Annotated in this window: 23 protein-coding genes; 15 read left to right on the forward strand and 8 right to left on the reverse strand. The window is 36.6% G+C overall.

Annotated features, from left to right (window positions below; all coding sequences use genetic code 11):
• Positions 1–49 precede the first annotated feature (49 nt).
• The 3 genes from G3O09_RS15090 to G3O09_RS15100 all read left to right on the forward strand — a co-directional run bounded on the left by G3O09_RS15090 (position 50) and on the right by G3O09_RS15100 (position 2,271).
• Positions 50–760, forward strand: coding sequence for a sigma-70 family RNA polymerase sigma factor (locus tag G3O09_RS15090; protein WP_163102324.1), 711 nt, complete (start codon positions 50–52; stop codon positions 758–760).
• Between the two features lie 9 nt (positions 761–769).
• Positions 770–1,375 carry an ATP-dependent Clp endopeptidase proteolytic subunit ClpP gene (gene clpP / locus G3O09_RS15095; protein WP_163102325.1) on the forward strand — a complete coding sequence of 202 codons (606 nt, stop codon included), beginning with the start codon at positions 770–772 and terminating at the stop codon, positions 1,373–1,375.
• Positions 1,376–1,512: 137 nt separating this feature from the next.
• On the forward strand, positions 1,513–2,271 hold the full coding sequence (locus tag G3O09_RS15100) for an exodeoxyribonuclease III (RefSeq protein ID WP_163102326.1): 759 nt from the start codon (positions 1,513–1,515) through the stop codon (positions 2,269–2,271).
• A 93-nt stretch (positions 2,272–2,364) separates the two neighbouring features.
• Here the strand turns inward: G3O09_RS15100 and G3O09_RS15105 are convergent, their stop codons facing one another.
• Entirely contained in the window at positions 2,365–3,081 is a 717-nt protein-coding gene (locus tag G3O09_RS15105) for a L,D-transpeptidase family protein (RefSeq protein WP_240338452.1), read from the reverse strand.
• A 286-nt stretch (positions 3,082–3,367) separates the two neighbouring features.
• Between G3O09_RS15105 and G3O09_RS15110 the strand changes: the two genes are divergently transcribed.
• The gene (locus G3O09_RS15110) at positions 3,368–3,730 is read left to right on the forward strand and encodes a group I truncated hemoglobin (RefSeq protein WP_163102327.1); all 363 of its coding nucleotides are present in this window, start codon (positions 3,368–3,370) and stop codon (positions 3,728–3,730) included.
• 133 nt (positions 3,731–3,863) lie between these two features.
• Here the strand turns inward: G3O09_RS15110 and G3O09_RS15115 are convergent, their stop codons facing one another.
• The gene (locus G3O09_RS15115) at positions 3,864–4,127 is read right to left on the reverse strand and encodes a DUF2533 family protein (RefSeq protein WP_163102328.1); all 264 of its coding nucleotides are present in this window, start codon (positions 4,125–4,127) and stop codon (positions 3,864–3,866) included.
• A gap of 141 nt (positions 4,128–4,268) precedes the next feature.
• Here G3O09_RS15115 and G3O09_RS15120 point away from each other — a divergent pair, with 141 nt between their 5' ends.
• From G3O09_RS15120 to G3O09_RS15150, 7 genes are all read left to right on the forward strand, one after another.
• Positions 4,269–4,709 carry a peptidylprolyl isomerase gene (locus G3O09_RS15120; protein WP_163102329.1) on the forward strand — a complete coding sequence of 147 codons (441 nt, stop codon included), beginning with the start codon at positions 4,269–4,271 and terminating at the stop codon, positions 4,707–4,709.
• 1,607 nt (positions 4,710–6,316) lie between these two features.
• Positions 6,317–8,032, forward strand: coding sequence for an ABC transporter ATP-binding protein (locus G3O09_RS15125; protein WP_163102330.1), 1,716 nt, complete (start codon positions 6,317–6,319; stop codon positions 8,030–8,032).
• A 117-nt stretch (positions 8,033–8,149) separates the two neighbouring features.
• On the forward strand, positions 8,150–8,491 hold the full coding sequence (locus tag G3O09_RS15130; RefSeq protein ID WP_163102331.1) for a helix-turn-helix domain-containing protein: 342 nt from the start codon (positions 8,150–8,152) through the stop codon (positions 8,489–8,491).
• A gap of 224 nt (positions 8,492–8,715) precedes the next feature.
• Positions 8,716–9,174 (forward strand): SAM-dependent methyltransferase, encoded by a 459-nt coding sequence (locus G3O09_RS15135; RefSeq protein WP_163102332.1) that lies wholly within the window; start codon positions 8,716–8,718, stop codon positions 9,172–9,174.
• A 189-nt stretch (positions 9,175–9,363) separates the two neighbouring features.
• A complete protein-coding gene (locus G3O09_RS15140; RefSeq protein ID WP_240338453.1) occupies positions 9,364–10,437 on the forward strand; it encodes an endospore germination permease in 1,074 nt (357 codons plus the stop codon).
• On the forward strand, positions 10,427–11,953 hold the full coding sequence (locus G3O09_RS15145) for a spore germination protein (RefSeq protein ID WP_163102333.1): 1,527 nt from the start codon (positions 10,427–10,429) through the stop codon (positions 11,951–11,953). The genes G3O09_RS15140 and G3O09_RS15145 overlap by 11 nt, the downstream gene beginning before the upstream one ends.
• Positions 11,950–13,116, forward strand: coding sequence for a Ger(x)C family spore germination protein (locus G3O09_RS15150; RefSeq protein ID WP_163102334.1), 1,167 nt, complete (start codon positions 11,950–11,952; stop codon positions 13,114–13,116). Before G3O09_RS15145 ends, G3O09_RS15150 begins: the two co-directional genes overlap by 4 nt.
• Positions 13,117–13,152: 36 nt before the next feature.
• Here the strand turns inward: G3O09_RS15150 and G3O09_RS15155 are convergent, their stop codons facing one another.
• From G3O09_RS15155 to G3O09_RS15170, 4 genes are all read right to left on the reverse strand, one after another.
• Positions 13,153–13,830, reverse strand: a complete 678-nt coding sequence (locus G3O09_RS15155) for an ABC transporter ATP-binding protein (protein ID WP_163102335.1) — start codon at positions 13,828–13,830, stop codon at positions 13,153–13,155.
• The gene (locus G3O09_RS15160) at positions 13,831–14,925 is read right to left on the reverse strand and encodes an ABC transporter permease (RefSeq protein ID WP_163102336.1); all 1,095 of its coding nucleotides are present in this window, start codon (positions 14,923–14,925) and stop codon (positions 13,831–13,833) included.
• 90 nt (positions 14,926–15,015) lie between these two features.
• On the reverse strand, positions 15,016–16,392 hold the full coding sequence (locus G3O09_RS15165) for a sensor histidine kinase (RefSeq protein ID WP_163102337.1): 1,377 nt from the start codon (positions 16,390–16,392) through the stop codon (positions 15,016–15,018).
• A complete protein-coding gene (locus G3O09_RS15170; protein WP_163102338.1) occupies positions 16,389–17,063 on the reverse strand; it encodes a response regulator transcription factor in 675 nt (224 codons plus the stop codon). Before G3O09_RS15170 ends, G3O09_RS15165 begins: the two co-directional genes overlap by 4 nt.
• Positions 17,064–17,221: 158 nt before the next feature.
• Between G3O09_RS15170 and G3O09_RS15175 the strand changes: the two genes are divergently transcribed.
• Positions 17,222–18,022 (forward strand): EcsC family protein, encoded by an 801-nt coding sequence (locus tag G3O09_RS15175; RefSeq protein ID WP_163102339.1) that lies wholly within the window; start codon positions 17,222–17,224, stop codon positions 18,020–18,022.
• A gap of 43 nt (positions 18,023–18,065) precedes the next feature.
• Here the strand turns inward: G3O09_RS15175 and G3O09_RS15180 are convergent, their stop codons facing one another.
• Complete coding sequence (locus tag G3O09_RS15180) at positions 18,066–18,644, reverse strand: superoxide dismutase family protein (protein WP_338048415.1); 579 nt, start codon at positions 18,642–18,644, stop codon at positions 18,066–18,068.
• Positions 18,645–18,794: 150 nt separating this feature from the next.
• Between G3O09_RS15180 and G3O09_RS15185 the strand changes: the two genes are divergently transcribed.
• Together G3O09_RS15185 and mscL are read left to right on the forward strand one after the other, a co-directional pair.
• The gene (locus G3O09_RS15185) at positions 18,795–19,259 is read left to right on the forward strand and encodes a branched-chain amino acid aminotransferase (protein WP_163102340.1); all 465 of its coding nucleotides are present in this window, start codon (positions 18,795–18,797) and stop codon (positions 19,257–19,259) included.
• A gap of 134 nt (positions 19,260–19,393) precedes the next feature.
• The gene (gene mscL / locus G3O09_RS15190; RefSeq protein ID WP_163102341.1) at positions 19,394–19,774 is read left to right on the forward strand and encodes a large conductance mechanosensitive channel protein MscL; all 381 of its coding nucleotides are present in this window, start codon (positions 19,394–19,396) and stop codon (positions 19,772–19,774) included.
• Between the two features lie 88 nt (positions 19,775–19,862).
• On the opposite strand, the gene G3O09_RS15195 is transcribed toward mscL, so the two are convergent.
• On the reverse strand, positions 19,863–20,540 hold the full coding sequence (locus G3O09_RS15195) for an SOS response-associated peptidase (protein WP_163102342.1): 678 nt from the start codon (positions 20,538–20,540) through the stop codon (positions 19,863–19,865).
• Positions 20,541–21,362: 822 nt separating this feature from the next.
• On the opposite strand from G3O09_RS15195, the gene G3O09_RS15200 reads away from it, so the two are divergent.
• Complete coding sequence (locus tag G3O09_RS15200; RefSeq protein WP_240338454.1) at positions 21,363–22,727, forward strand: NAD(P)-dependent oxidoreductase; 1,365 nt, start codon at positions 21,363–21,365, stop codon at positions 22,725–22,727.
• The last annotated feature ends 15 nt before the right edge of the window (positions 22,728–22,742 follow it).

Consider the following 22,742-nt stretch of genomic DNA (forward strand, 5'->3'; position numbering starts at 1 on the left):
TCTCTGTTTTCGTTTAAATAGCAGAGGGATGAAAAAGGAGTGATGGTAGATGGCTGGCAAAGCTATTCACCTACAAGTAATTAGTAACAAGGTAGAAATTGACGAGGAAACGAAATGGGATCCATATTTTTCGCGCATAAAGCAGTATTGTAGGTTTCTAACACAGAGCGTTTGGGATGGGGATGACCTTGCCCAAGAAACCTTAATTAAAGCATTGAACTCTTATCCTGAATCATCGGTCTGTCATTCTTTATTGCAAAAAATCGCCTATAATACTTGGATTGATATCACGAGGAAAAAGGCTAGGCAACAGGAAGAGCAATTGACCGATCAATTACAGGACAAAACTTGGAATACACAAACTCAAGGAAATGAAGTGGTGGAGCATTTATTGGAAATATTGACTCCAAAGCAAGCGGTCGTTCTTGTATTAAAGGAAGCGTTTCTCTATAAAATCAAGGAAATTGCCGAAATCCTAAATACAACTGAAATGGCTGTCAAATCTACCCTCCATAGGGCTAAACAAAGACTTCACTCCCATGGAAACGATTCGCTCACATCATCGAAGAAAGTCCATTTCATGAACGAAGAGGAGGAAAGGAAAATTAAAGAATTGTTCCTATCAGCCATCTCCTCCGATGATCCATCGGTGTTATTAATCGCCATTCCGTTGTTCCCAAGTTTATCGAGCCTTGCTACGGAACCAGTCCAAAACAAAAACAAGTTTACTTCCTTCTCATCTCTCTATTTGGCTGCATAGCCGCGAATTATGAAGGAGGACAAAACAATGAGCACGATTCCTTATGTGATTGAACAAAGCAGTCGCGGAGAGCGTTCTTACGATATTTATTCAAGATTATTGAAAGACCGGATTATCATGATTGGAGATGAAATCAACGATCATATCGCAAATAGCGTAGTGGCACAGCTCCTATTCCTTGAAGCGGATAATCCTGATAAAGATATATCCATCTACATCAATAGCCCTGGTGGTTCGATTTCAGCAGGATTTGCCATCTTTGATACGATGCAATACATTAAACCTGATGTAAGGACAATTTGTACCGGGATGGCAGCATCATTTGGTGCGATGCTATTATTGGCTGGGACAAAAGGAAAAAGATTTGCTCTCCCAAACAGTGAAATCATGATTCACCAGCCTTTGGGAGGTTCAAGAGGGCAAGCGACTGATATCGAGATTTCGGCTAAAAGAATATTAAAACATCGTGAGCTGATCAATGGCATCATTGCTGGTAGGACCGGCCAGCCAATCGAGAAAATCAACCAAGATACTGATCGGGATTACTTTATGACTGCAGAAGAAGCCAAGGAATATGGGATCATCGACGAAATAGTTTATCCTAAAAATAAATAAAGAATTTATCGAAACAGGGTATCTTGTGATACTCTGTTTTTTGTTATCTTACAAACAAATAAATGATAATCTTTAACACAATTATGCTATTTTATTATAGTAGTTGATTATACCGAATAGATAAGAGGAGAAAATATATGAAATTAGTATCTTGGAACGTGAATGGAATTAGGGCATGTGTGGGAAAAGGCTTTCTAGATTATTTCCATGCCATTGATGCAGATATTTTTTGTATTCAAGAATCCAAGTTGCAGGCAGGTCAAATTACACTGGAGCTTGAAGGATACCATCAGTACTGGAATTACGCATTAAAAAAGGGGTATTCAGGGACTGCGGTTTTCACAAAAAAAGAACCCATCTCTGTTAAATATGGAGTTGGATTGGCCGATGAGGAAGCCGAAGGTAGGATATTGACTCTTGAATTTGAAAACTTTTTCTTAGTTAATGTTTATACCCCTAATTCACAAAGAGACCTTGCAAGACTATCCTATCGTCTACAATGGGAAGATGAATTGTTAAACCATTTAGTTGAACTTGAAAGAATTAAACCTGTCATATATTGTGGTGACTTGAATGTGGCACATGCTGAAATGGATTTAAGGAACCCAAAATCAAACATGGGTAATTCAGGATTCACGATAGAAGAAAGAGGGAAAATGACACAACTGCTTTCATCTGGTTTTGTGGATTCGTTCCGATACCTTTATCCAGAAAAGACAGAATCCTATACTTGGTGGTCGTATATGGCTAAAGTAAGGGAAAGAAATATCGGATGGAGAATCGATTATTTCATTGTTTCAAACCGATTAGCTCCTAATATAAAGGATTCACAAATCCATTCGGATGTAATGGGCAGTGATCATTGTCCGGTCGTGCTGGAGATTGAATTGGATTAAAGGAGCTGTAGAACGATCTGAGAATATTTAATAAATCAAGCAAAAAAGACTTGTGATTGCCACAAGTCTTTTTTCTTGAATTCTAGCCAATTATTAATAATTGATAATAGATGAATTAATCAAATTAGGGTCACCAATTACAATGATCGGTTTTTTCTTCGCGTCGAGCCATCTAAGAATGTTTACTACATGTTTCTCACTTACAGCCACACATCCCGCAGTGTATGTGGTTGGACCATTCCATACGTGAAAGAAGATTGCACTTCCTTTTCCATTTACGATCGGTTGGTTATTAAAGCGAATGACAAATGCATATTTATATAAAGGATGGTTTAACCGTTCAAACGATTTCCAACGGGAATAAGGGTTTCCTGTATAATACATCCATTTGTTATAATCCCTAGATGTTGTATCATCCACCCAATAATGAAACTTATTCGTTTGTTTATAGGGCATTTTCATGTTAGTTGGACTTTTGGCCCAACCAAAAGTACTTCCAATTTGATAAGCCCCAACTGGCGTTTTTCCATCACCCTCTGTAGTTTTACCGATTCCATTTTTACCAATCACAGCAGGAATAGGTTGGAAAGAAGCCATCCATTGTCCATTGATTTTCTCGAAACCTTGTACTGTAGCAGTTCTTGAATATGGTTTTGCTTTCACTATAATAACTTGTCCGGTATCTCTTACCTTTGATAATGCATTTCGTAAGTTTGGATCGCTGATTGGTGTTGCGGCACTGGTTGTATTACCGAGACTAATAACAAATGTAAATACCAATGTGAAAATAATGATAAATTTCCTCTTCATGCTTCCCTCCATTTTCGAATGTTACTCTATAATAGTAGGTGAAACAAAACGGCTACATTAAAGGCAAAAGCATTAAATCCATACAGTCATTTCATACTATTTTGTGGAATTTGTACGAGTTAATCCTATCCATCCTTAAAATTACCTAATCCTATTTGATCTAAACTTTTAAATATCCAATTATAAAGAGGGTATTGTTTTAAATAAATGAAAAAAATTTTTAAAGAGTAATTATAAGGTTTCTGTGGAAAATACTCCTATATTAATGAAATAGGAGTGAATTTTTATGGAGCAAACACTTTACGAAAAAGTAGGAGGAGAAGAAGCTATTGCGAAAGTCGTAGACTATTTTTACTCTGAATTAGTTTTGAAAGATGAAACTGTTAATCATTTCTTTAAAAATACTGATATGGAAAAACAACGTCGCCATCAAGCTAAATTTATTAGTTTTGCATTAGGCGGTCCCCATCAATATACAGGGAAATCAATGGCAAAAGCACACGAAGGTATGAATTTACAGCCAGCACATTTTGATGCAATCGCGACTCATCTACATGACTCTCTGGCACATTTTGGAGTTAGTGAAAGGGACATAGATACAGCGTTAACAAAAGTCGCTTCTCTGAGGGATGATATTCTATATAAATAATGCCTAGCTTTCGATGATAAGTAGGATAGGATAAAAAAAAGACTAAGATAGACAAAGTTATTTCTGTCTATCTTAGTCTTTTTTCGCTTATGATGTTGGGCACTTTCCTTTTTGACTCTTCAACAATTGCTGATTATTGCCCGATGCGATTCACAAATTCCCTTACCATTTCTTGAGTCACCTGCTTACGGGAAGGAAGGTTCTCAATTTTCATGGAAAGTTCATTCATTTCCTTTGTAACAGCATTAATTTGGTCGGTCGAAAATGGTTGACCATTTTTACAAAGAGCTGCTGCTTCTTCAATGAAACGTTCACGTTGCTCGTCTAAGTAAGCAAAATGACGGATAATTTCATTCTGGCCATTAACATGCTTGCTGATTGCTTTATGTACACTCATATTGTCTCTCCTAGATTCTTTTTCGACTTTATCATAACAGGATTTTGAGGATAACGTAAGGGTTAATGTGTCACGCTTTTCATTCCATTGGGAAAAATGATATGATAATAACTGATTTTATTTACAAAGGAGATGATTTCCATGACTAAACAAGGATACATACTAATGGAAAACGGCGAGAAAATTGAATTCGAATTATACCCAAATGAAGCACCTGGAACTGTAGAAAACTTCGAAAAGCTAGCAAAAGAAGGCTACTACGATGGTTTGAATTTCCACCGTGTAATCCCTGGCTTCGTTAGCCAAGGTGGATGCCCAACAGGTACTGGAACAGGTGGTCCAGGCTATACAATCAAATGTGAGACACAAGGAAACCCACATAAGCACGTAGCTGGAGCTCTATCTATGGCTCATGCTGGTAAAGACACAGGTGGAAGCCAATTCTTTATCGTTCATGAACCACAACCACACTTAAATGGTGTTCATACTGTATTCGGAAAAGTAACTTCCGGCTTAGAGACAGCATTGAACATGAGAAACGGCGATGTAATGAAAGAAGTTAAGGTATTTGACGCTGAATAATCGTTTACTTAAGACACTTGGATTTTCCAAGTGTCTTTTTTTATTCAGATTTTAATGATTGATTAATTTAAAATTCATTCTATTTGAGCGAACACTATTCATAAATAAAATAGGGGTTTATAAAATTCATTTCAGGAATGATTTATCCAGCAATTCCTGTGCCAGCTGCAAAATTTCATGGACTACTGTATAAAATCAATCTATTTGAACCAGATGTACAAAGGTATTAAAGGATTAAAACTGGTTATGGCCTTTTTTATGATGAATTAGAGAAGTTCAATAGAGGTTTATGTATAAGAGTTTAGGAGGTGGGCATTGTCCCGTTTTTTAATTGGGATGGTTGTTAAGCTCGGTTTGATTAAGCTGTACTATAAAGTCAGAAAGGCGAAGGATAAAAGTGGTTAAGTGAAGGATAAATGCCCTCAAAAGTGGATAAAAGAAGTATTTCGTGGGAAAAATTCAATTTTTCCAAAAAAGTGAAGGATAAATTTTAAAAAGTGAAGGGTAAAGCTAGCAAAAGTGCAGGATATCGTGGGTAGAGTGAACGATAACGGATCTAATGTGAAGGATAAAATGAGAGGTTTTTTTAATGACCTGATTAATGGACTGAAGAGTGAAGGATAAAAGGGTTAGAGTGAAGGATAAATGCCCTCAAAAGTGGATAAAAGAAGTTTTTCGTGGGAAAAATTCAATTTTTCCGAAAAAGTGAAGGATAAATTTTAAAAAGTGTAGGGTTAAGCTAGCAAAAGTGCAGGATATCGTGGGTAGAGTGAACGATAACGGATCTAATGTGAAGGATAAAATGAGAGGTTTTTTAATAATGACCTGATTAATGGACTGAAGAATGAAGGATAAAAGGGTTAGAGTGAAGGATATTGACCCTCAAGTGAAGGATAAAAGGAGTAGAGTGAAGGATAAATGCCCTAAGAAGTGGATAAAAGAAGATATCCGTGGGAAAAAATCAATTTTTCCAAAAAAGTGAAGGATAAATTTTGAAAAGTGAAGGGTATCGGGGGTAGAGTGAACGATAACGGATCTAATGTGAAGGATAAAATGAGAAGTTTTTTTATATGACCTGATTAATGGACTGAAGAGTGAAGGATAAAAGGGTTAGAGTGATGGATATTGACCCTCAAGTGAAGGGAAAAAGGAGTAGAGTGAAGGATAAATGCCCTAAGAAGTGGATAAAAGAAGATATTCGTGGGAAAAAATCAATTTTATCGAAAAAGTGAAGGATAAATTTTGAAAAGTGAAGGGTAAATCTAGAAAAAGTGCAGGATATCAGGGGCAGAGTGAAGGATATTGCACCTCAAGTGAAGGATAAAATGAGAGGTTTTTAGAATATAACCGGATCCATGGTCTGAAGAGTGAAGGATAAAATGGGAGGTTTTTAGAAATTAGATGAACAATGGTCTAAGGAGCGAAGGAAAAAGAGGTGAATTGAAGAATAAACGCCATCCAAAGAAGATATAAAACGAATAAATCAGATTTCCCCAAAAAATAATCTTTTTATCGCAAATAAGTCCTCATGCCTACCAAAATATTGAATTATATAACTTTTCAAACTATAATCCTATTATGTTTATTAAATTCGTTAGGAGACAACTATGTTAAAGCGATTTTTTTCTTATTATCTGCCTCATAAAAAATTGTTTATCCTCGACTTCAGTAGTGCCATTGTGGTTGCTGTTTTGGAACTCGCATTCCCGGTTGCTGTCCAATGGTTCATTGATAAGCTTCTGCCAAGTGGGGATTGGTCTACGATTGTATCAGTAAGTATTGCATTATTAGCGTTATATCTTATCAATACGTTCCTCCAGTTTGTTGTGAACTATTGGGGACATATGCTTGGTATTAATATTGAAACGGATATGAGGAAGCAGTTATTTGTCCATGTGCAAAGACAATCCTTCCGTTTCTTTGATAATACGAAGACAGGACATATTATGAGTAGGATAACGAATGATTTATTTGATATTGGTGAGCTTGCCCATCATGGTCCAGAGGATGTTTTTATTACGATCATGACCTTTGTAGGGGCATTTTGGATTATGTTAACGATTAATGTAAAACTTGCTCTGGTCACAATTTGTATTCTACCATTCTTAATTCTTCTTATTGTCATTAGCAATTTAAAGATGAATAAAGCTTGGGGAAATATGTATAGCAATATTGCCGATGTGAACGGGCGTGTTGAAGATAGTGTATCTGGGGCACGTGTAGTGCAATCATTCACGAATGAAGATTTCGAGATTTCAAGATTCACAGTCGATAACAATCGTTTTAGGAAAGCAAAGTTAGGGGCATATAAAGTGATGTCCTTTAGTTCATCAGGTATATATATGATGACACGATTCGTGACATTATCCGTGTTAGTTGTTGGTGCATGGTTGAGTTTTACTAAACAGCTTTCCTACGGTGAATTGGTAGGGTTTGTATTGTACGTAAATGTCCTCTTCAAACCGATTGATAAAATCAGTGCTTTGATGGAATTGTATCCAAAAGGTATGGCTGGGTTTAAACGATTTACAGAATTAATAGATCAAGAGCCAGATGTAGTCGACGTGAAAGATGCTGTTGAAGTGTCGTCATTGAAAGGGAATATACATTTTGATAATGTGACCTTTGCATATGATGATAAAAAGTCAGTGTTAGATTCCATCTCCTTTAAAATCAAGGCAGGTGAAACGGTTGCATTCGTGGGTCCTTCCGGAGCTGGGAAAACAACCATATGTTCATTGATACCACGTTTCTACGATGTGAAATCTGGTAGTATCACTGTTGATGGAATTGACATTAGAAATATGACGAAGCAATCCCTTCGTTCTCAAATTGGAATTGTCCAGCAAGATGTGTTCCTGTTTACGGGTACCATCCGTGAAAATATTGCCTATGGGATGTTGGATGCTACGGATGAACAAATCATTTCTGCTGCAAGACGGGCTCATCTTGAAGGGTTCATACAATCATTGCCTGATGGATATGAAACTCAAATCGGAGAAAGGGGATTGAAGCTTTCTGGAGGACAAAAGCAGAGGCTTGCAATTGCTAGAATGTTCTTAAAGAACCCACCAATCCTGATTTTGGATGAAGCCACTTCAGCGTTGGATACAGAAACCGAACAAATCATCCAAAAAGCACTAACCGAACTGTCTAAAAATAGAACAACCCTTGTCATCGCACATCGACTTGCCACTATTCGTAATGCAGATAGTATTATTGTCGTTACGGATGAAGGAATTAGTGAGCAAGGTAATCATGAAGAATTATTACAGATGGATGGGGTATTTGCAAACCTCCATAAAGTTCAATTCCAAAAATAAAATCAATCCCCCTTCAAAATCATGAAGGGGGATTTTTCAATAAATTTACAATTTGACAAGGGATTTGGACTAGTGTTGTGGAATAAAGTGTAAAAAACAACGAAAGAGGGTACGCCTTTGAAAAATAATTTTTTAGCTATATCAATCGTATTATTAAGCATTTCTCTCATATACTGCAGTTTTCAGTTAAGCAGTTCTTTTCCTAAAAAACAAAGTAATAGTGAAGTAGCAGCAACTGGTTTGATGAATATGGAGGAAGCGGCTGAATATTTAAGTATACCAGTTGATGATCTTGAAACGGTCATATATCAGCAAGATCAGCTACGTAAAGCTGCAGGGACATTTAATACATATACCTTTATTCCCTATATCGAATTAAGAGGGAAAAAGTACTTTAATAAATCTCAGGTCGACGAATGGATTAAAGAGGCATCCATAACTTGGCAAGTGCATAAATAAATCAGATGCACAATTTAAATGAAGAAAAAATCTACCAAACAAAAATAGCTGTCGATTTATACTCGACGGCTATTTTTGTAAAATGAAACATCTATGATATTTTTCTAGCTTACTCACAAGGTTTAAATTATTAGTATAAAAATTATGGAAAATGAGTTTCAGGCTTAATTTTTGTGCTGTAATGGGTTAGAAAAAAGGTCATTTATTTTAAGGGGAGAGATTTTATGTTTTCGATACAAGCAATTGGAACCGTACTAAATAAACGAAAAGAAGTGGAAGACGATTTTTGGGGTGAAGTAATTTCAGTCATCGAAATTACACAAAATCTCGATGAAAGTTGTTTAGATGAAATCGATACGTTTTCACACTTAGAAATTTTATATATGTTCCACCTTGTTGAAGACAAAAAAATTCAATATGGCTCAAGGCATCCAAGAAACAATCAGGACTGGCCTGAGGTTGGGATTTTTGCACAAAGAGGGAAAAATAGACCGAATAAAATAGGTGCAACTATCGTCACATTGATTAAAAAGGAAGGGAAAAAGCTTTATGTAAAGGGTTTAGATGCGATTGATGGAACACCTATCATTGATATAAAGCCTGTAATGAAGGAATTCTTACCTAGCGAAGAAATCAAGCAGCCTCCTTGGGTTTCTGAACTAATGAAGGATTACTGGAAGTAAAATAGTGTATGAACTTTATTTCTTTTTCATGGTATCCCTACCTAAACTCGCCAATCGGCGGGTTTTTTTAGTTCATTTATACTTTTCTTTCAAATACCTGTTATGCATAAGCAATGAAAATCAACAAATACTAATTTCCATATAATTCTGTTCGGGGTGGTAGCAATAAAAAATCAAGATTCGATTACAGTGACTCAATTAATTTTATTATTTATGACTTCAGTCGGAATGCAAAATCATGTTATTGTAATCCCACCCATGATACAAGCAGGGGGAAGAGACGCGTGGATGGGGGCACTTTTAGTCCTATGTATAACTTTGGTCTGGTGTTTTCTCCTACTTTTTATTCAAAAAAATACAAAGCGCCAAAATCTTTTCGAATGGTTGAGTGGGAAAATTGGAAAAGTTTTAACTTATGTCATTCTATTAACAGTGATTATTTATCTAACAATACTTGCTGGTGTGACTTTACGAGAAACGATTACATGGATTGGCATTGCATTCCTGCCAGAAACACCTCCTTTAATTCTGATCTTTGTCATTTGTCTGATTTGCTTGATTCTTGCAGGAACAGATTTCAGAACAATCAGTATCGTGAATTTCATCTTATTGATACTGATTGTAATTTTAGGATTCTTTGTTGCTTTTTCAAATATTAAACATAAAAATTATACCCTTTTGACACCATTTCTAGAGAATGGTTATACTCCCGTTTTCAAAAGCATGATTTATCAGGCATCAGGTATGATTGAAATATTATTTTTTGTATTACTTCAACATAAAACAGATAAACCTTTTAAGTATAAACATTTAGCTATTATCGCACTCATTCTGACTGGCCTTACTATGGGGCCGTTGATGGGGGCTATAGTAGAATTTGGTCCAATTGAAGCTTCAAAACTCCGTTTTCCAGCATATGAAGAGTGGGGACTTGTTACAATTGGGCACTTTATTGAGCATGTTGATTTCTTATCCATCTATCAATGGCTATCAGGTGCATTCATTAGAATATCATTACTATTGCTTCTAATTAGAGAGTTGATCCCATTTAAGAAAAACGCAGAACGCTGGAGTTTAGGTTTTGTAATTTTAATGATTGCAGGATTTACTATGCTACCAATTAGTGATTTTCAATATACAGATATTTTGTCAACTAAAATTTTACCTTACACTTTTTGGTTTCTATTTGGTTTTTCTATTCTCCTTGGTGTAATAGTTGCGATATTTGCAAATAGGGAAAGGAGGTCAAAAGATGTGGTTTAGTAAAAGAAAAGCTAATAAAAATGAAAAATCAGGACAAGAAACACCTGTGATTAGGGATACATCCGAACCATCAGTTCCAATAAATGAACAAAGCTTAACCCAATTGTTTAAAAAATGTACAGATGTTAAATTTGTTTCTTTTAATTACAACGAGCATAGGGTAGTCCTTTTTTATTGCATAGGTCTCATAAGTACGGAAATTTTATATAGAAAAATTCCCGAGACTCTTGAAGCATTTTTTCAAACCTTGGATGTGAAACCAACAAAGGAAGAAATTTTGAATGGTATTCATTTACCCTCATTTGATGTGGTTACAGATTCAAATCAAGTGATTAAAGATATCTTTGCAGGAAAGCTATTCATCGATTTTGGTATCGAGGGCTCTGTTTTTTCTGTAGATATATGTGACCGTCCTCAACGAAATCCAGAGGAAACAAAAACTGAAATGAGTTTGATGGGACCTAGGGACAATTTTATCGAAGATATCACTATAAACATGGCATTAATCCGAAAGAGACTTAGGACTACTTCATTAGTTAGTGAACCATTTGAAATAGGAGAAAGGACGAAAACTAAGGTCGCCTTATTATATATGGAGGATATAGCAAACGACGAGTTCCTTACACAGCTAAGAGATAAATTGAATTCGATTGTTATTGATGGACTCTTTAGTGGAACGCAACTTGAGGAATTATTAAATGACCAATGGTTTACCATGTTTCCACGTTATTACTATACTGGGCGTCCTGATTTTGCAGCACAATCCTTGTTAAATGGTAGGTTCATCATACTAATTGACGGGGTTTCACTTGGATATGTAACACCAATCAATATGTTCTATCTGCTTAAAAGTTCAGAGGATAAGGAATATGCCTTTGCATACAACTCCTTTGAAAGGATAATTAGACTTGTAGGTTTGCTAGTAGCAACATTCCTTCCTGGCATTTGGATTGCTTTAACAGCCTTTCATCAAAATCAGCTTCCGTTGACCTTCTTAGCGACAGTTGTTGAGTCTAGACGAGGTGTGCCTTTATCTACGACAGCTGAAGTCTTATTAATGCTCTTATTGTTTGAGCTTTTTAAAGAAGCAGGCTTACGTCTGCCATTGGCAGTCGGTCAAACTTTAAGTGTAATTGGAGGCTTGATTATCGGTGATGCTGCCATTAGAGCAGGGTTAACGAGTCCAGCCACTTTGGTGGTCATTGCTGGATCCTCGGTTGCCACCTTTACTTTAATCAATCAATCTTTAGTTGGTACGGTTTCACTTGTTCGGTTTTTTGTCATATTATTTGTGTCACTTTTCGGTTTTTTGGGAGTATTTATTTCGTTATTTTTTATCCTTGTATATCTTGCCAAAATTAGAACCTTTGGGGTTCCATACTTGGAAATGGCCACAAGGATCAATTTTGTGAATATATTAAGAACAATTGTCCGCATACCAGAGCAGAAGAATTTTAAACGTCCGAGTATGTTAAATCCAAAAGACTCAACCAGAAGAGATGGTGGCGCGGAATGAAGCATTATTTTAAAAAAACAATGCTTCTCATACTTGTTATTATTTCCATTTTGCCAATTACAGGGTGTTGGGACTCCAATGAGCCTGAGGGAATGGTATACGCCCATGGTATGGGGATTGATTTTAAAGATGGTGTCTATACAGTTTATCTTGAGATAATAAATTTAGGCTTATTGGCAAAATCAGAGGCAGCAGGAGGTGCGGCTGAAACAAAGGTAGAGGTAGCCCATGCTTCTGGAGAGTCAATTGATGCAGCAGCTTTCAATATGTATCACACCACGCAAATACAAGTTTTTTGGGGTCACCTGACCTATCTTGTATTATCTGATGAGGCACTAAAGCATGGGGCACTCGAACAAATGTTAGAATTAATGGATCGATATCGTGAGACACGGTATCGAATATGGCTATATTCGACAAAGGATCCGATTAATAAGGTATTCACGACAATGCCAATGTATCAAAAATCTACAAATAACTCTCTTTTAAGTAATCCAGAGGCTTCGTTTAATCAGAGCTCGATCATCAGGGCATTGGATTTAAGAGAGATTTTACTCTCCATACATGAGCCTGCTCATGAGGCGAAAATACCAAATGTTACCATTTCAAAAGAAAGGTTTTCGACTGAAAAGCAAAAGCATGATGCATTAATGTTTGATGGGATTTCAGTGGTCACATCAAATAAACTTAAGGGCCACATTAAAGGAAATAAGGCTATGGGTTTAAAATGGATGAATAATGAACTGAAACGAGATGAATTAACTGCTGAAATTCCAGATTATACAGACGTTAGCTTGCTGGTAGAAAAGGTTAAGTCCAAAATTGAACCAGATGTTAAGGGAGAGAAAGTAACGTTCAAAATCAATATAGAAGGAAAAGCAATAATTGATATATTACAAGAAGACGTTCCTTTGAAGAAAATAGAGGCTGCAGCTAATAAAAAAATAAAAAATCAAGTTATGAAAACCTACAAAGAAGGACTTAAAATTGATTCTGATATGTATCGTTTTTCCGAAGTTTTATATCGAAAGAAAATCGATACTTGGAAAAAGATCGAACAAAATGGAAAAATTCCATTAGACAAAAATTCTATAAGTGAAGTAAAAGTGAAAATAAAAGTGATACATGGTGGTAAAAACAAGAAAGAACCAGTGTTTAAATAGAAATCAGACCTTCCACTAGCGAGGAAGGTCTGATTTCTATTTTTCAATTAACCTGCCATTTTCCATATAAACAATTCTATCACACAAGTCCAAAACTCGTTTATCATGTGTGACCATTACGGCGGCTTTTTTATTTAATTTCACTTCATTTGCTAACAATTCAACAACGTCTCTTCCACGTTCAGCATCTAGGCTAGCGGTTGGTTCATCAGCAAGTATCAATTCAGGATCATTCATCAATGCTCGTGCGATGGCCACTCGTTGACGCTCCCCACCAGACAAATGTTCTGGATAATGATTTCTCCTATGCTTCAATCCTAAGCGTTCAATCAAATCATCAGCAAGTTGTTCATTTTGTTTTGACCTGACGCCCGCTAATTCAGAAATCAGAAGTAATTGATCTCGAACCGTTAAATAAGGGATAAGGTTCGATGATTGAAAGATAAAGCCAAGATTTTTTAAGCGTATTTGGTTCATTCTTTGAGGAGAAAGCCTACTAATATCATGATCTCCAACAATGATTTTGCCGCTAGTGGGAGACAATAAGGCACCCGCAATAGATAAAAATGTACTTTTACCAGAACCAGATGGCCCCACTACAGCAACGAATTCACCTGCTCGAACCTGCAAATTGACCCCATCAAGGACGGTTACAGCATGGTCTCCATCTTCATAAACCTTAGTAATATTATGCAAAATAAGTTTCGTATTCATTTATGCAGCCCTCCCTATTGCTTCAATTGCGTCAACCTTCACTACCCGATAAAGAGATAACAAGGAGCCAATTACTGATACCGCTAGAAACAGCACAGCACAACCAATAACCAATGTCGGAGTTAAGCTAAAAGGGATGCTTTTAGGCAGGATGAAAGCAACGCCATAGGAAAGGGAAACACTTACAGAAAGACTTAAGATTGATATCGACATTACTTGTGAAATAATGGTCCGAGCTAAATAACTGGATTTTGCGCCAATCGCTTTCAGGACTCCATATTGATTCATTTTCTGGATGGTCATGACGTAAAAGAAAACGGCTAAAACAAATGCAGCAATAACAAACAGAAAAACAATCATCATGATTAAGGAACCTTGTTCTTCCTTGTAACCAGGTATCCCATTCAATGCTTCTTTTTTGCTAATTACCTCTATTCCTGAAACCTCTGATGCTATTTTTTGGGCAGTCACTTCATCTGTATCCAAAATAAGTGCATTAAATGAGGCTTTTGCATCATTCTTGGTTTGGATTAATTCCTCCCACTCTTTAAGGTTCATATGAATGACAGGGGAGTGGCTGAAGGTCTGGCCTTCAGTGAAACCTACAATTTCAAATTCCTTTCCAGACATTTTTTCCTGTATTACATCTCCTAAATCAACGCCTTCGCTCTTTAAAGATAAATCGGCCACAACTTCATTCATTGATTTGTTCGAAATCGATTTTCCTTCTACTACCTTAGGAGTTAACTTACTAGTAAAATCAATGGCAAAAAAGGTGGCATCCCATTTTTGTACAGAACCATTTTTAGTAATAGTTGTCATTTGCATACCTAATGGTGTTGAGGATCCTTCTTGTCCTTTTACATTTTGTATGGTTTCCTCGGTTAAAATAGATCGGTTTAATCGATTTTCAGAGTGTTCTTGTAAAACGATATACTCTGCATTCATGTTTTGAATGGCGGAAGCATTGTCAGTAGAGAGTCCATTAGCCAAGCCAGATACAAAAAGCACGAGCCAGGATATCAGAACCATAATCGAGGCTATTAGAACATAGCGTAACTTAGCAAATTTTAATTCACGTAAAGCAAGAAACATATTCGTACAGCTCCATTCCCATATGATTATATAAAGTTATCTTCAAAAATCAGTATAGGAATGAAAAATGAACAGAATATGAACAGCATATTACAACTGAGGAAGCCGGATATGAAATGTAGTGCCTTTTCCTAAGGTACTTTCGGCAGTAATCGTTCCATTATGCATTTCAATAATCTTTTTGGAAATGGCAAGTCCTAATCCACTGCCTTCTTTTCGACTTCGTGATTTGTCGGCTTTATAGAAGCGATTAAAGATGTTTGGAAGATCCGTTTCATCAATCCCAATACCAGAATCCTTTATATCAATATGACATACTCGGTTGACTTCGGATAATTGTATCGATATCGTTCCGCCATGTTCCGTAAATTTAATGCAGTTTGTTAACAAATTTGTCCATACTTGGTGAAGCAATCTTTGGTCTCCGTGAATAAAAGTTGATGGAATATCCAAATCCATGGCAAGTTCCTTTTCTCTCCAATTCCACTCAGTCAAGAACAACACTTGCTTGATTTGGTCAGCTACATCAAAGGTATGCATTTCTATCGCTTCCTTGTCTTTATCTAAGGAAGCCAATGTCAGTAATTGCTTACTTAACAAGGACAATCGTCTGCTTTCATTCTCAATGATGGATAAATACTCTTTACGTTGATCCTCAGTAAGTGTTTCTGCTTTTAAAGTTTGAGAAAAACCTTGTATCGAAGCGAGGGGAGTCTGCAATTCATGGGAGACGTTTGAGACAAACTCTTGCCGCATCTCTTCTAGGTTCTCCAAGCTTTTTGTCATTTTAGAAAAGTGAGCTGCCAATTGCCCTATCTCATCGCTTCGATTCGTCTGTAATTGGATATTATAATCTCCTTTTGCAATTTGTTTCGTAGCTTCGGAAAGTTTAATAATTGGCTTTACAATATATCTAGTACTTATTGCCACAAACAAAATGCTCAGAACAACGGTTATTACAAGAAGTACCGCGAAAAAGAAACGCATTTCTCCAAATTGGACTTCCACATTAGGCCTGATAAAAAGTGCATATTGTTCGCCATCCTTAACTAATGGTACGCCAATGGTATTAATCAGAGAATCTTCAAAAAAACCAGTGTTAAATGGTTTGGATGGATATTTAGAAATACCGTGATAGACATTTCCACTTAAAACATCTTGAATCACTTTCAATGATAACTCTTTGTTCCTGAATGGATCCCCAAAAAATGTTCCTGTTTCTTTTCCATTTGTAAGATACATTTGATACCCTAAGATACCGACGTTTTTTAGATAAGAATCAATATCTTTAACTTCCTTGCTTTGATAATAATTTTGTACATTTAGTGCCATGTGAGTTACTTTTTGATCGTTAAAGGACTTTAAGTAATATTGATAGTACGCATTTGAAAGGAAAAAAGCTAAAAGACTGCTGATAATCATAAATAGTAAAGTAGTTACTACAATCCGCAAATAAAGAGTCTTCACTTTTTGACCTCCAGCTTGTATCCAACTCCGCGAACGGTTTTAATGGAAAAATCGTCCGTCTTATCGGCAAAGCGTTCCCGTAATCGTTTTATATGCACATCTACCGTTCGATCGTCTCCAACGTAGTCTAAACCCCAAATCATTGTGATAAGCTCTTCTCGACTATAGATTCGTTCAGGATAGCTTGCTAGTTGAGATAATAATTCAAACTCCTTCATCGGAAGCATGAGGAGTTTACCATTACAGTGGACTTCATAACTTTTTCGATCAATGATTGTTTCATTAAGCCTAATTTTTTCAGCATTTACCATTTGATAACGGCGTAAAAGGGCCTTGATCCGGAATATCAATTCCTTTGGTTCAAATGGTTTGGTTAAATAATCATCGGTACCGACTGAAAAACCTTTTTCTTTATCCACTAATTGATCTTTAGCAGTTAACAACATGACAGGGAAATCATAATAAGTCCGAATTTCTTTACATAATTGAAACCCGTCTTTATTGGGCATCATCACATCGACAATCGCTAAATGTATCTGTTGTTGACTAAGTAGCAAGGCTGCCTGTTCACCATCTATAGCTTCTACGACTGAATAGCCTTCTAGCTGAAGATGATATTTTACTAATTCCCTAATATTTGAATCATCGTCTACGATTAATATTCTAATCATAAGTTGACATCTCTCCTTCATAACAAAATCCCACATAATACGATAAACGATTCCAATCAAAAATAGAAGCAAGGTAGCTGTAAGTTTATAAATTTCATTGCTTCTAACATTTAGTGGTAAAATGACCATAGCATGAGAAAATGAAGGAGATCGTAATCGTGGAGACTAAGGAACAGTTACTTAAAGAATTAGATATCATAAAAAAGTGGGAAGAAGATCAAAGTGATTTATGGTTTTGGGAAAAGCTAGGGAGATTGCCTTTTAAACTCCTAGATAAGATTACTCCACAATTTCTCCATAATAAAATCGGGACTTTACTGGACGAATTGGGAGGTTACATACAAAACGGCGGAAAGTACTTAGTCAGTGAAAAGAATATTCTTAAGGACCTAGAAAATGAAATAGGCCAACCTATAGAAAATATGGAGGAAGTCAAAGATATTCCTTTATATACAATGGAAAAGGTCTGTCAAAAAGTCATGCATCAAAGAAAAAAATTGGCCACGGTCCAAGGTGCCAGTACGGGCATTGGTGGGATATTCACTCTTGCTATCGACATTCCAGCGATTTTGGCCCTATCATTAAAGACACTACAAGAAATCGCCATCATCCACGGATACGATCCGAATGAAAAAAACGAACGAGTATTCATCGTTAAATGTTTGCAATTTTCCTCTGCTGACATAGTAGGAAAGCGTGCCATACTGAATGATTTATCATCGCTTAATAGGGAAGGAGCTAAGTCAGGGGAGATGATTTCTCAATTACAGGGATGGCGTGAAGTGGTTTATACATATAGAGATAATTTTGGGTGGAAAAAACTATTCCAAATGATCCCTATTGCTGGATTGATTTTTGGGGCATTCACAAACCGAAGTATGATTAATGATTTATCAGAAGTAGGAATTATGTTATACCGAAAACGAAGAATTTTAGAAAGATTGAATAGGATTGATTAAAACAATTACAAGGGTGGCTCCATATAGAGTCACCCTAAAGTATTTAATTCACAATGGGAGCACAGGCAATTCGGTTGCCTGCATTGCCAGCTGGGTCTGTTTTATAATCGTCCGCTTTTTCGTGAATGATAAGGGCACTTCCGTCCTCGTCCAATAAGGAATTGTTTTTCCCTTGGATTAACGTCACTTCAGAAGCATGCATTTCGATATCCACTTTTCCATCTTGGGACACCTCTAAATTAGGTAGATCACCCGAATGATACCCTTTAGGATTTTCGAAGCCATGCTGCCTATGATAAGGATTAAAGTGAGTACCAGCAGAATTAAAGTCAGGTTTGTCACACTTTCCAGTTTGATGAATATGAATGGCTTTTACGCCAGGTTCAAGACCATCCGCCTGTAGTCGAATCGATACCCCAATTGAGGCTTCTACAATCGTTGCTTTTCCGATTTTTTCCCCCTTACTATTCATTACATCTATATGAAGCGGAGCCACTTTATTTTCACTTACGGGCACTGCTTCCTGATGGTCTTCCATTTCTGAATAATCGTTGTTCACACTACAAGCTGTACTAGATATAACTAAAATAATCATGACTAACCAAAACATCGATTTTTTCAAAATGAAACCTCCTAGCGTTTAAAATTCCTTAGAAGGATTGCCTTTTGAGAGAATAGATATACTTAGATTAGCCGATACATTATAATTAGGTGATTCATTACCATTGTCAGATAAATAGTAGAACTTTCACAGTATTGGAGGAAAAGGAACATGGCAAATGATAATTTATTCGAGAATGTCTATATGGAGAGATGCGATAAAGAATCTGAAAATATGATTGCAGAAGAAGGTCTTAACTTTTTACAACAACCGATCGATCATTTAAAAAAACATAAGAATGAATTTATTTACATAGAAGGAGATTCCTTTGATCAATTAGGTATTGATTCTCTTTCTTTAGAGATAGATGACGTATTTGGTACATATGAAGCTTTATTGGGATTAAAGCTTCAAAAGAAATTCCAGCCTAACATTAAGGATTATTTAAGTCATCAACTGGAAGGTGAAGACCCGAAATATAGTTTAATGTTTAGCAATGAAGATGGTTTGTGGAACCTGAACTTTCCGTTGAATCGTGTTGAAGGATTTAAAGAAGAAATGACATTTGAAGAAGCTTTTACTTTGATTCATCATTTTTTAGGGGATTTAGTGAATTCAGTAAAGGTTAGAAAATAATTATATACGAGTGAAAATGGAAAGGCTCATGATCCTGGTTTTTGAGCCTTTCAATGACAATACATAATTTTGTGGTTACATTTGAATTTCAACATTTTAAAAGAATCATTCCATATTTGAAAGGTGGAAACAGTATGTGGGAAGAATTCAAGAAATTTGCTATCAAGGGAAATGTTCTTGATTTAGCGGTAGCAGTAGTGATTGGAGCTGCTTTTGGAAAAATCGTTTCCTCCCTTGTTGACAATATTATCATGCCCCTAGTTGGGGTCCTTCTCGGTGGATTGAGCTTTGAAAAATTATCATATCCTGTTGGCGATGCAGTCTTAAAATACGGTGTTTTCATTCAAAGTGTGGTAGACTTTTTCATCATTACCTTCTCAATCTTCCTGTTTGTGAAATTATTAAATAGCTTTAAGGACAAAAAAGAAGAACAAGCTGTGGGAGAAAAGGATGTAGTGGCTCCTGAAATAGAACTGCTAACTGAAATTCGTGACTTATTAAAAAATCAGAAATAAAATCGAAAACCGGAGGATCCCTCCGGTTTTTGTGTTTTTAGTAGAAATATCCAGGTCGTAAGATTAAGTTAGAATCCGCTAACGTATATCAGCAAATCCGCTGGATCAGTTCTACTGAATTGTTCTTAGGTGAGTTTACTAAATTTGACACTTCATAGGTTTCCATTAGGTCTTCATTATAAGAGGTTAAAAGGCTATTTAGCTGACTTATATTAGTTATCGAGGGGTTTAGCCATTGTTGTTGTACTTCTTTTTCCAATATCACTGGCATCCTATCATGAATGTCTTTAATAAGCTCATTAGAACCAGTCGTTATGACCGAGCACGAATAATAAGGTTTTCCTTCACCACTTTGCCATTTTTCCCATATTCCAGCCATCCCAAATACTTCATCATTCTTCAATTTGATCCTCATCGGGGTTTTTGTTCCATCAGAATTTCTTTTCCATTCATAAAAACTGTCAGCCAGGACTAAACATCTTCTTTTCAAATAAGCTTGTTTAAAACTCGGTTTCTCTAAGAGTGTTTCTGCTCGAGCATTAATCATTTTATATCCTATCTTTATATCTTTAGCCCATGAAGGCACTAAACCCCAATTCAAATAACCCAATCGATTTTTTGCCCCATCATTAATGACTGCTAACACAGAGTGTGAAGGAGCGATGTTATAACTGGTTTGAAACAACTCCTCTTGTAGGAATTGTTCAATTTCAAACTGTTCCAAAATATCATATATGGGAGCGGTCAAAGTGAATCTTCCACACATTCATATCACCTCACCTGAATCTTTAATAAAAAACCGCATGATAGATGTCTACCATTATTGTCGACAGGATTCTTTGGTTTTGTCGAACGATTATTTTTTTAATATTATGACGGAAAAATGAGAATGCTAATCAACTACTTATAATGTTTGTATTATTAGTTGGAAAAATAATGGTTGCTAATAATTATGTTATTGAAAAATAGTATTTCTTTTCTCTTTGGACGACCCTTTTTTACATATTATTTAAGAATTATAGGATAAATTAAAAGAACTTATTACTAATTACTATTGTAGTTTACCATTTCCTCTTTTTTTAATTAGCTCTGTAAAAGCTTATTGTTGATTTTTCCACTTAGTTGATTGGAGTGGAAGGCACTCGACTCCTGCGGGAGCAGCGGGATAGGTGAGACCCCACAGGTGCGGTAGCGCCGAGGAGGCTCACCGCCCGCCCCGCGGAAAGCGAGTGCCTGGAACGGAAATCAACAACACTGTTTAACAGAGACTTTTAATTAAAAAATGCCCTCTATTTCTACTATTTTAATCCTTTGTTACGCAAAAAAAATGAAATCGCTTTCTTTTGGCCAGCATAAGTAAGTAAAGTTCAATTTCTATTAAGAGAGAGAACTTACTATATATAAAACTACCAAAGGGGGAAATGTATGGAAGTACGTGGTCTGTGGCAGTTCTATCGTGATTGAGGCCCTGAGACGTACGGAGAAATGATGTCAATATTGCCTTAGAGAATCAATGGTCAAATCTAGGTTTACATATCTTTCGTTGTGTAAAGCCTTATTTTTACTATTAGAAAGGGAGGACATACATTTGCCTAAAGAAAAAGGTTCTCACATCTCTTTACTCGATTTGCCGAAAAACTTTGAGGAAGTCCATCCAGGACTTTCAAAGCAAGAGGCAATCGAAGAAGCCAATCGATGTTTATATTGCTATGACGCTCCATGCATAAAAGCCTGTCCAACCGATATTGATATCCCAACCTTTATTAAGAAGATCGCATCAGGTAATCTTTTAGGTTCCGCTACCACCATTATGACCTCTAACCCAATAGGAGCAAGCTGTGCTCGTGTTTGCCCAACTGAAGAGCTCTGTGAAGGTGCATGCGTATTAAATCATTCCACAAAACCAATCATGATTGGCAATCTACAACGATATGCCACGGATTGGGCCATTCAAAATCAAAGAGTATTGTTCAAGGCTGGTGAAACCAACGGAAAGAGAGTTGCCGTCATTGGTGGCGGTCCAAGTGGTCTATCAGCAGCCAGAGAATTAGCCCGACTCGGTTTTACAACTACCATTTTCGAAGCGGAAGAAAGGGCCGGCGGATTAAATACGTATGGCATTGTATCATTCCGATTGCCTCAAGCCATATCTTTTTGGGAAGTCGAACAGGTAAAATCCCTGAATGTAGAAATAAGGACTAATACTCGTGTTGGAAAAGATATTTCAGCTCAAGAAATACTAGATTCTTATGATTTTGTGGTTTTTGCAGTCGGCATGGCTCATGTCCCAGCCCTAGCCATACTTGGGGAAGATTTAGATGGTGTGTATGATGCGATCCAATTTGTTAAAGACACAAAGACGAAGGAAATTTCACAAGACCTGCTTGGTAAAAATGTCGTGGTCATTGGTGCAGGCAATACAGCCATTGATGGTGCAACCTGTTCTGTTCGATTAGGTGCAAAAAACGTCAAGATCCTTTATAGAAGAACTCAGGAAGAAATGTCTGCTTACGATTTCGAATATGAATTCGCAAAGCAAGATGGAGTTGAGTTCCGTTGGTTAACAGCACCAAAAAGGATTATCGGTGAAAACGGTGAAGTAAAATCCATAGAGTGTATCAAAATGGAGCTTGGTGATCCCGACCAAGATGGACGTAGAAGGCCTATTCCAGTTGAAGGATCAGAATTCATATTGGAGGTCGATGCAGTAATAAAAGCGATTGGGCAAACAAGACATCAAGACTTGATCGAACAATTTGGTTTGGAGCATCAAGGCGGAGTTGTAAAGGTACATCAGGATACGTATCAGACTTCCCATCCAAAAGTATTTGCTTGCGGTGATGTCGTGTTTGGAAAAGGCAAGGGAGACGCGATGGTCGTAACAGCTGCTCAACAAGGGAAGCTCACTGCTCATGCTATCCACAAACTCATTAGCCCTGTAACCATTCAATAGATTCATTGACGAAAG

The sequence above is a fragment of the Peribacillus alkalitolerans genome, from assembly GCF_010882125.1.
Classification (GTDB): Bacteria; Bacillota; Bacilli; order Bacillales; family DSM-1321; genus Bacillus_BN; species Bacillus_BN alkalitolerans.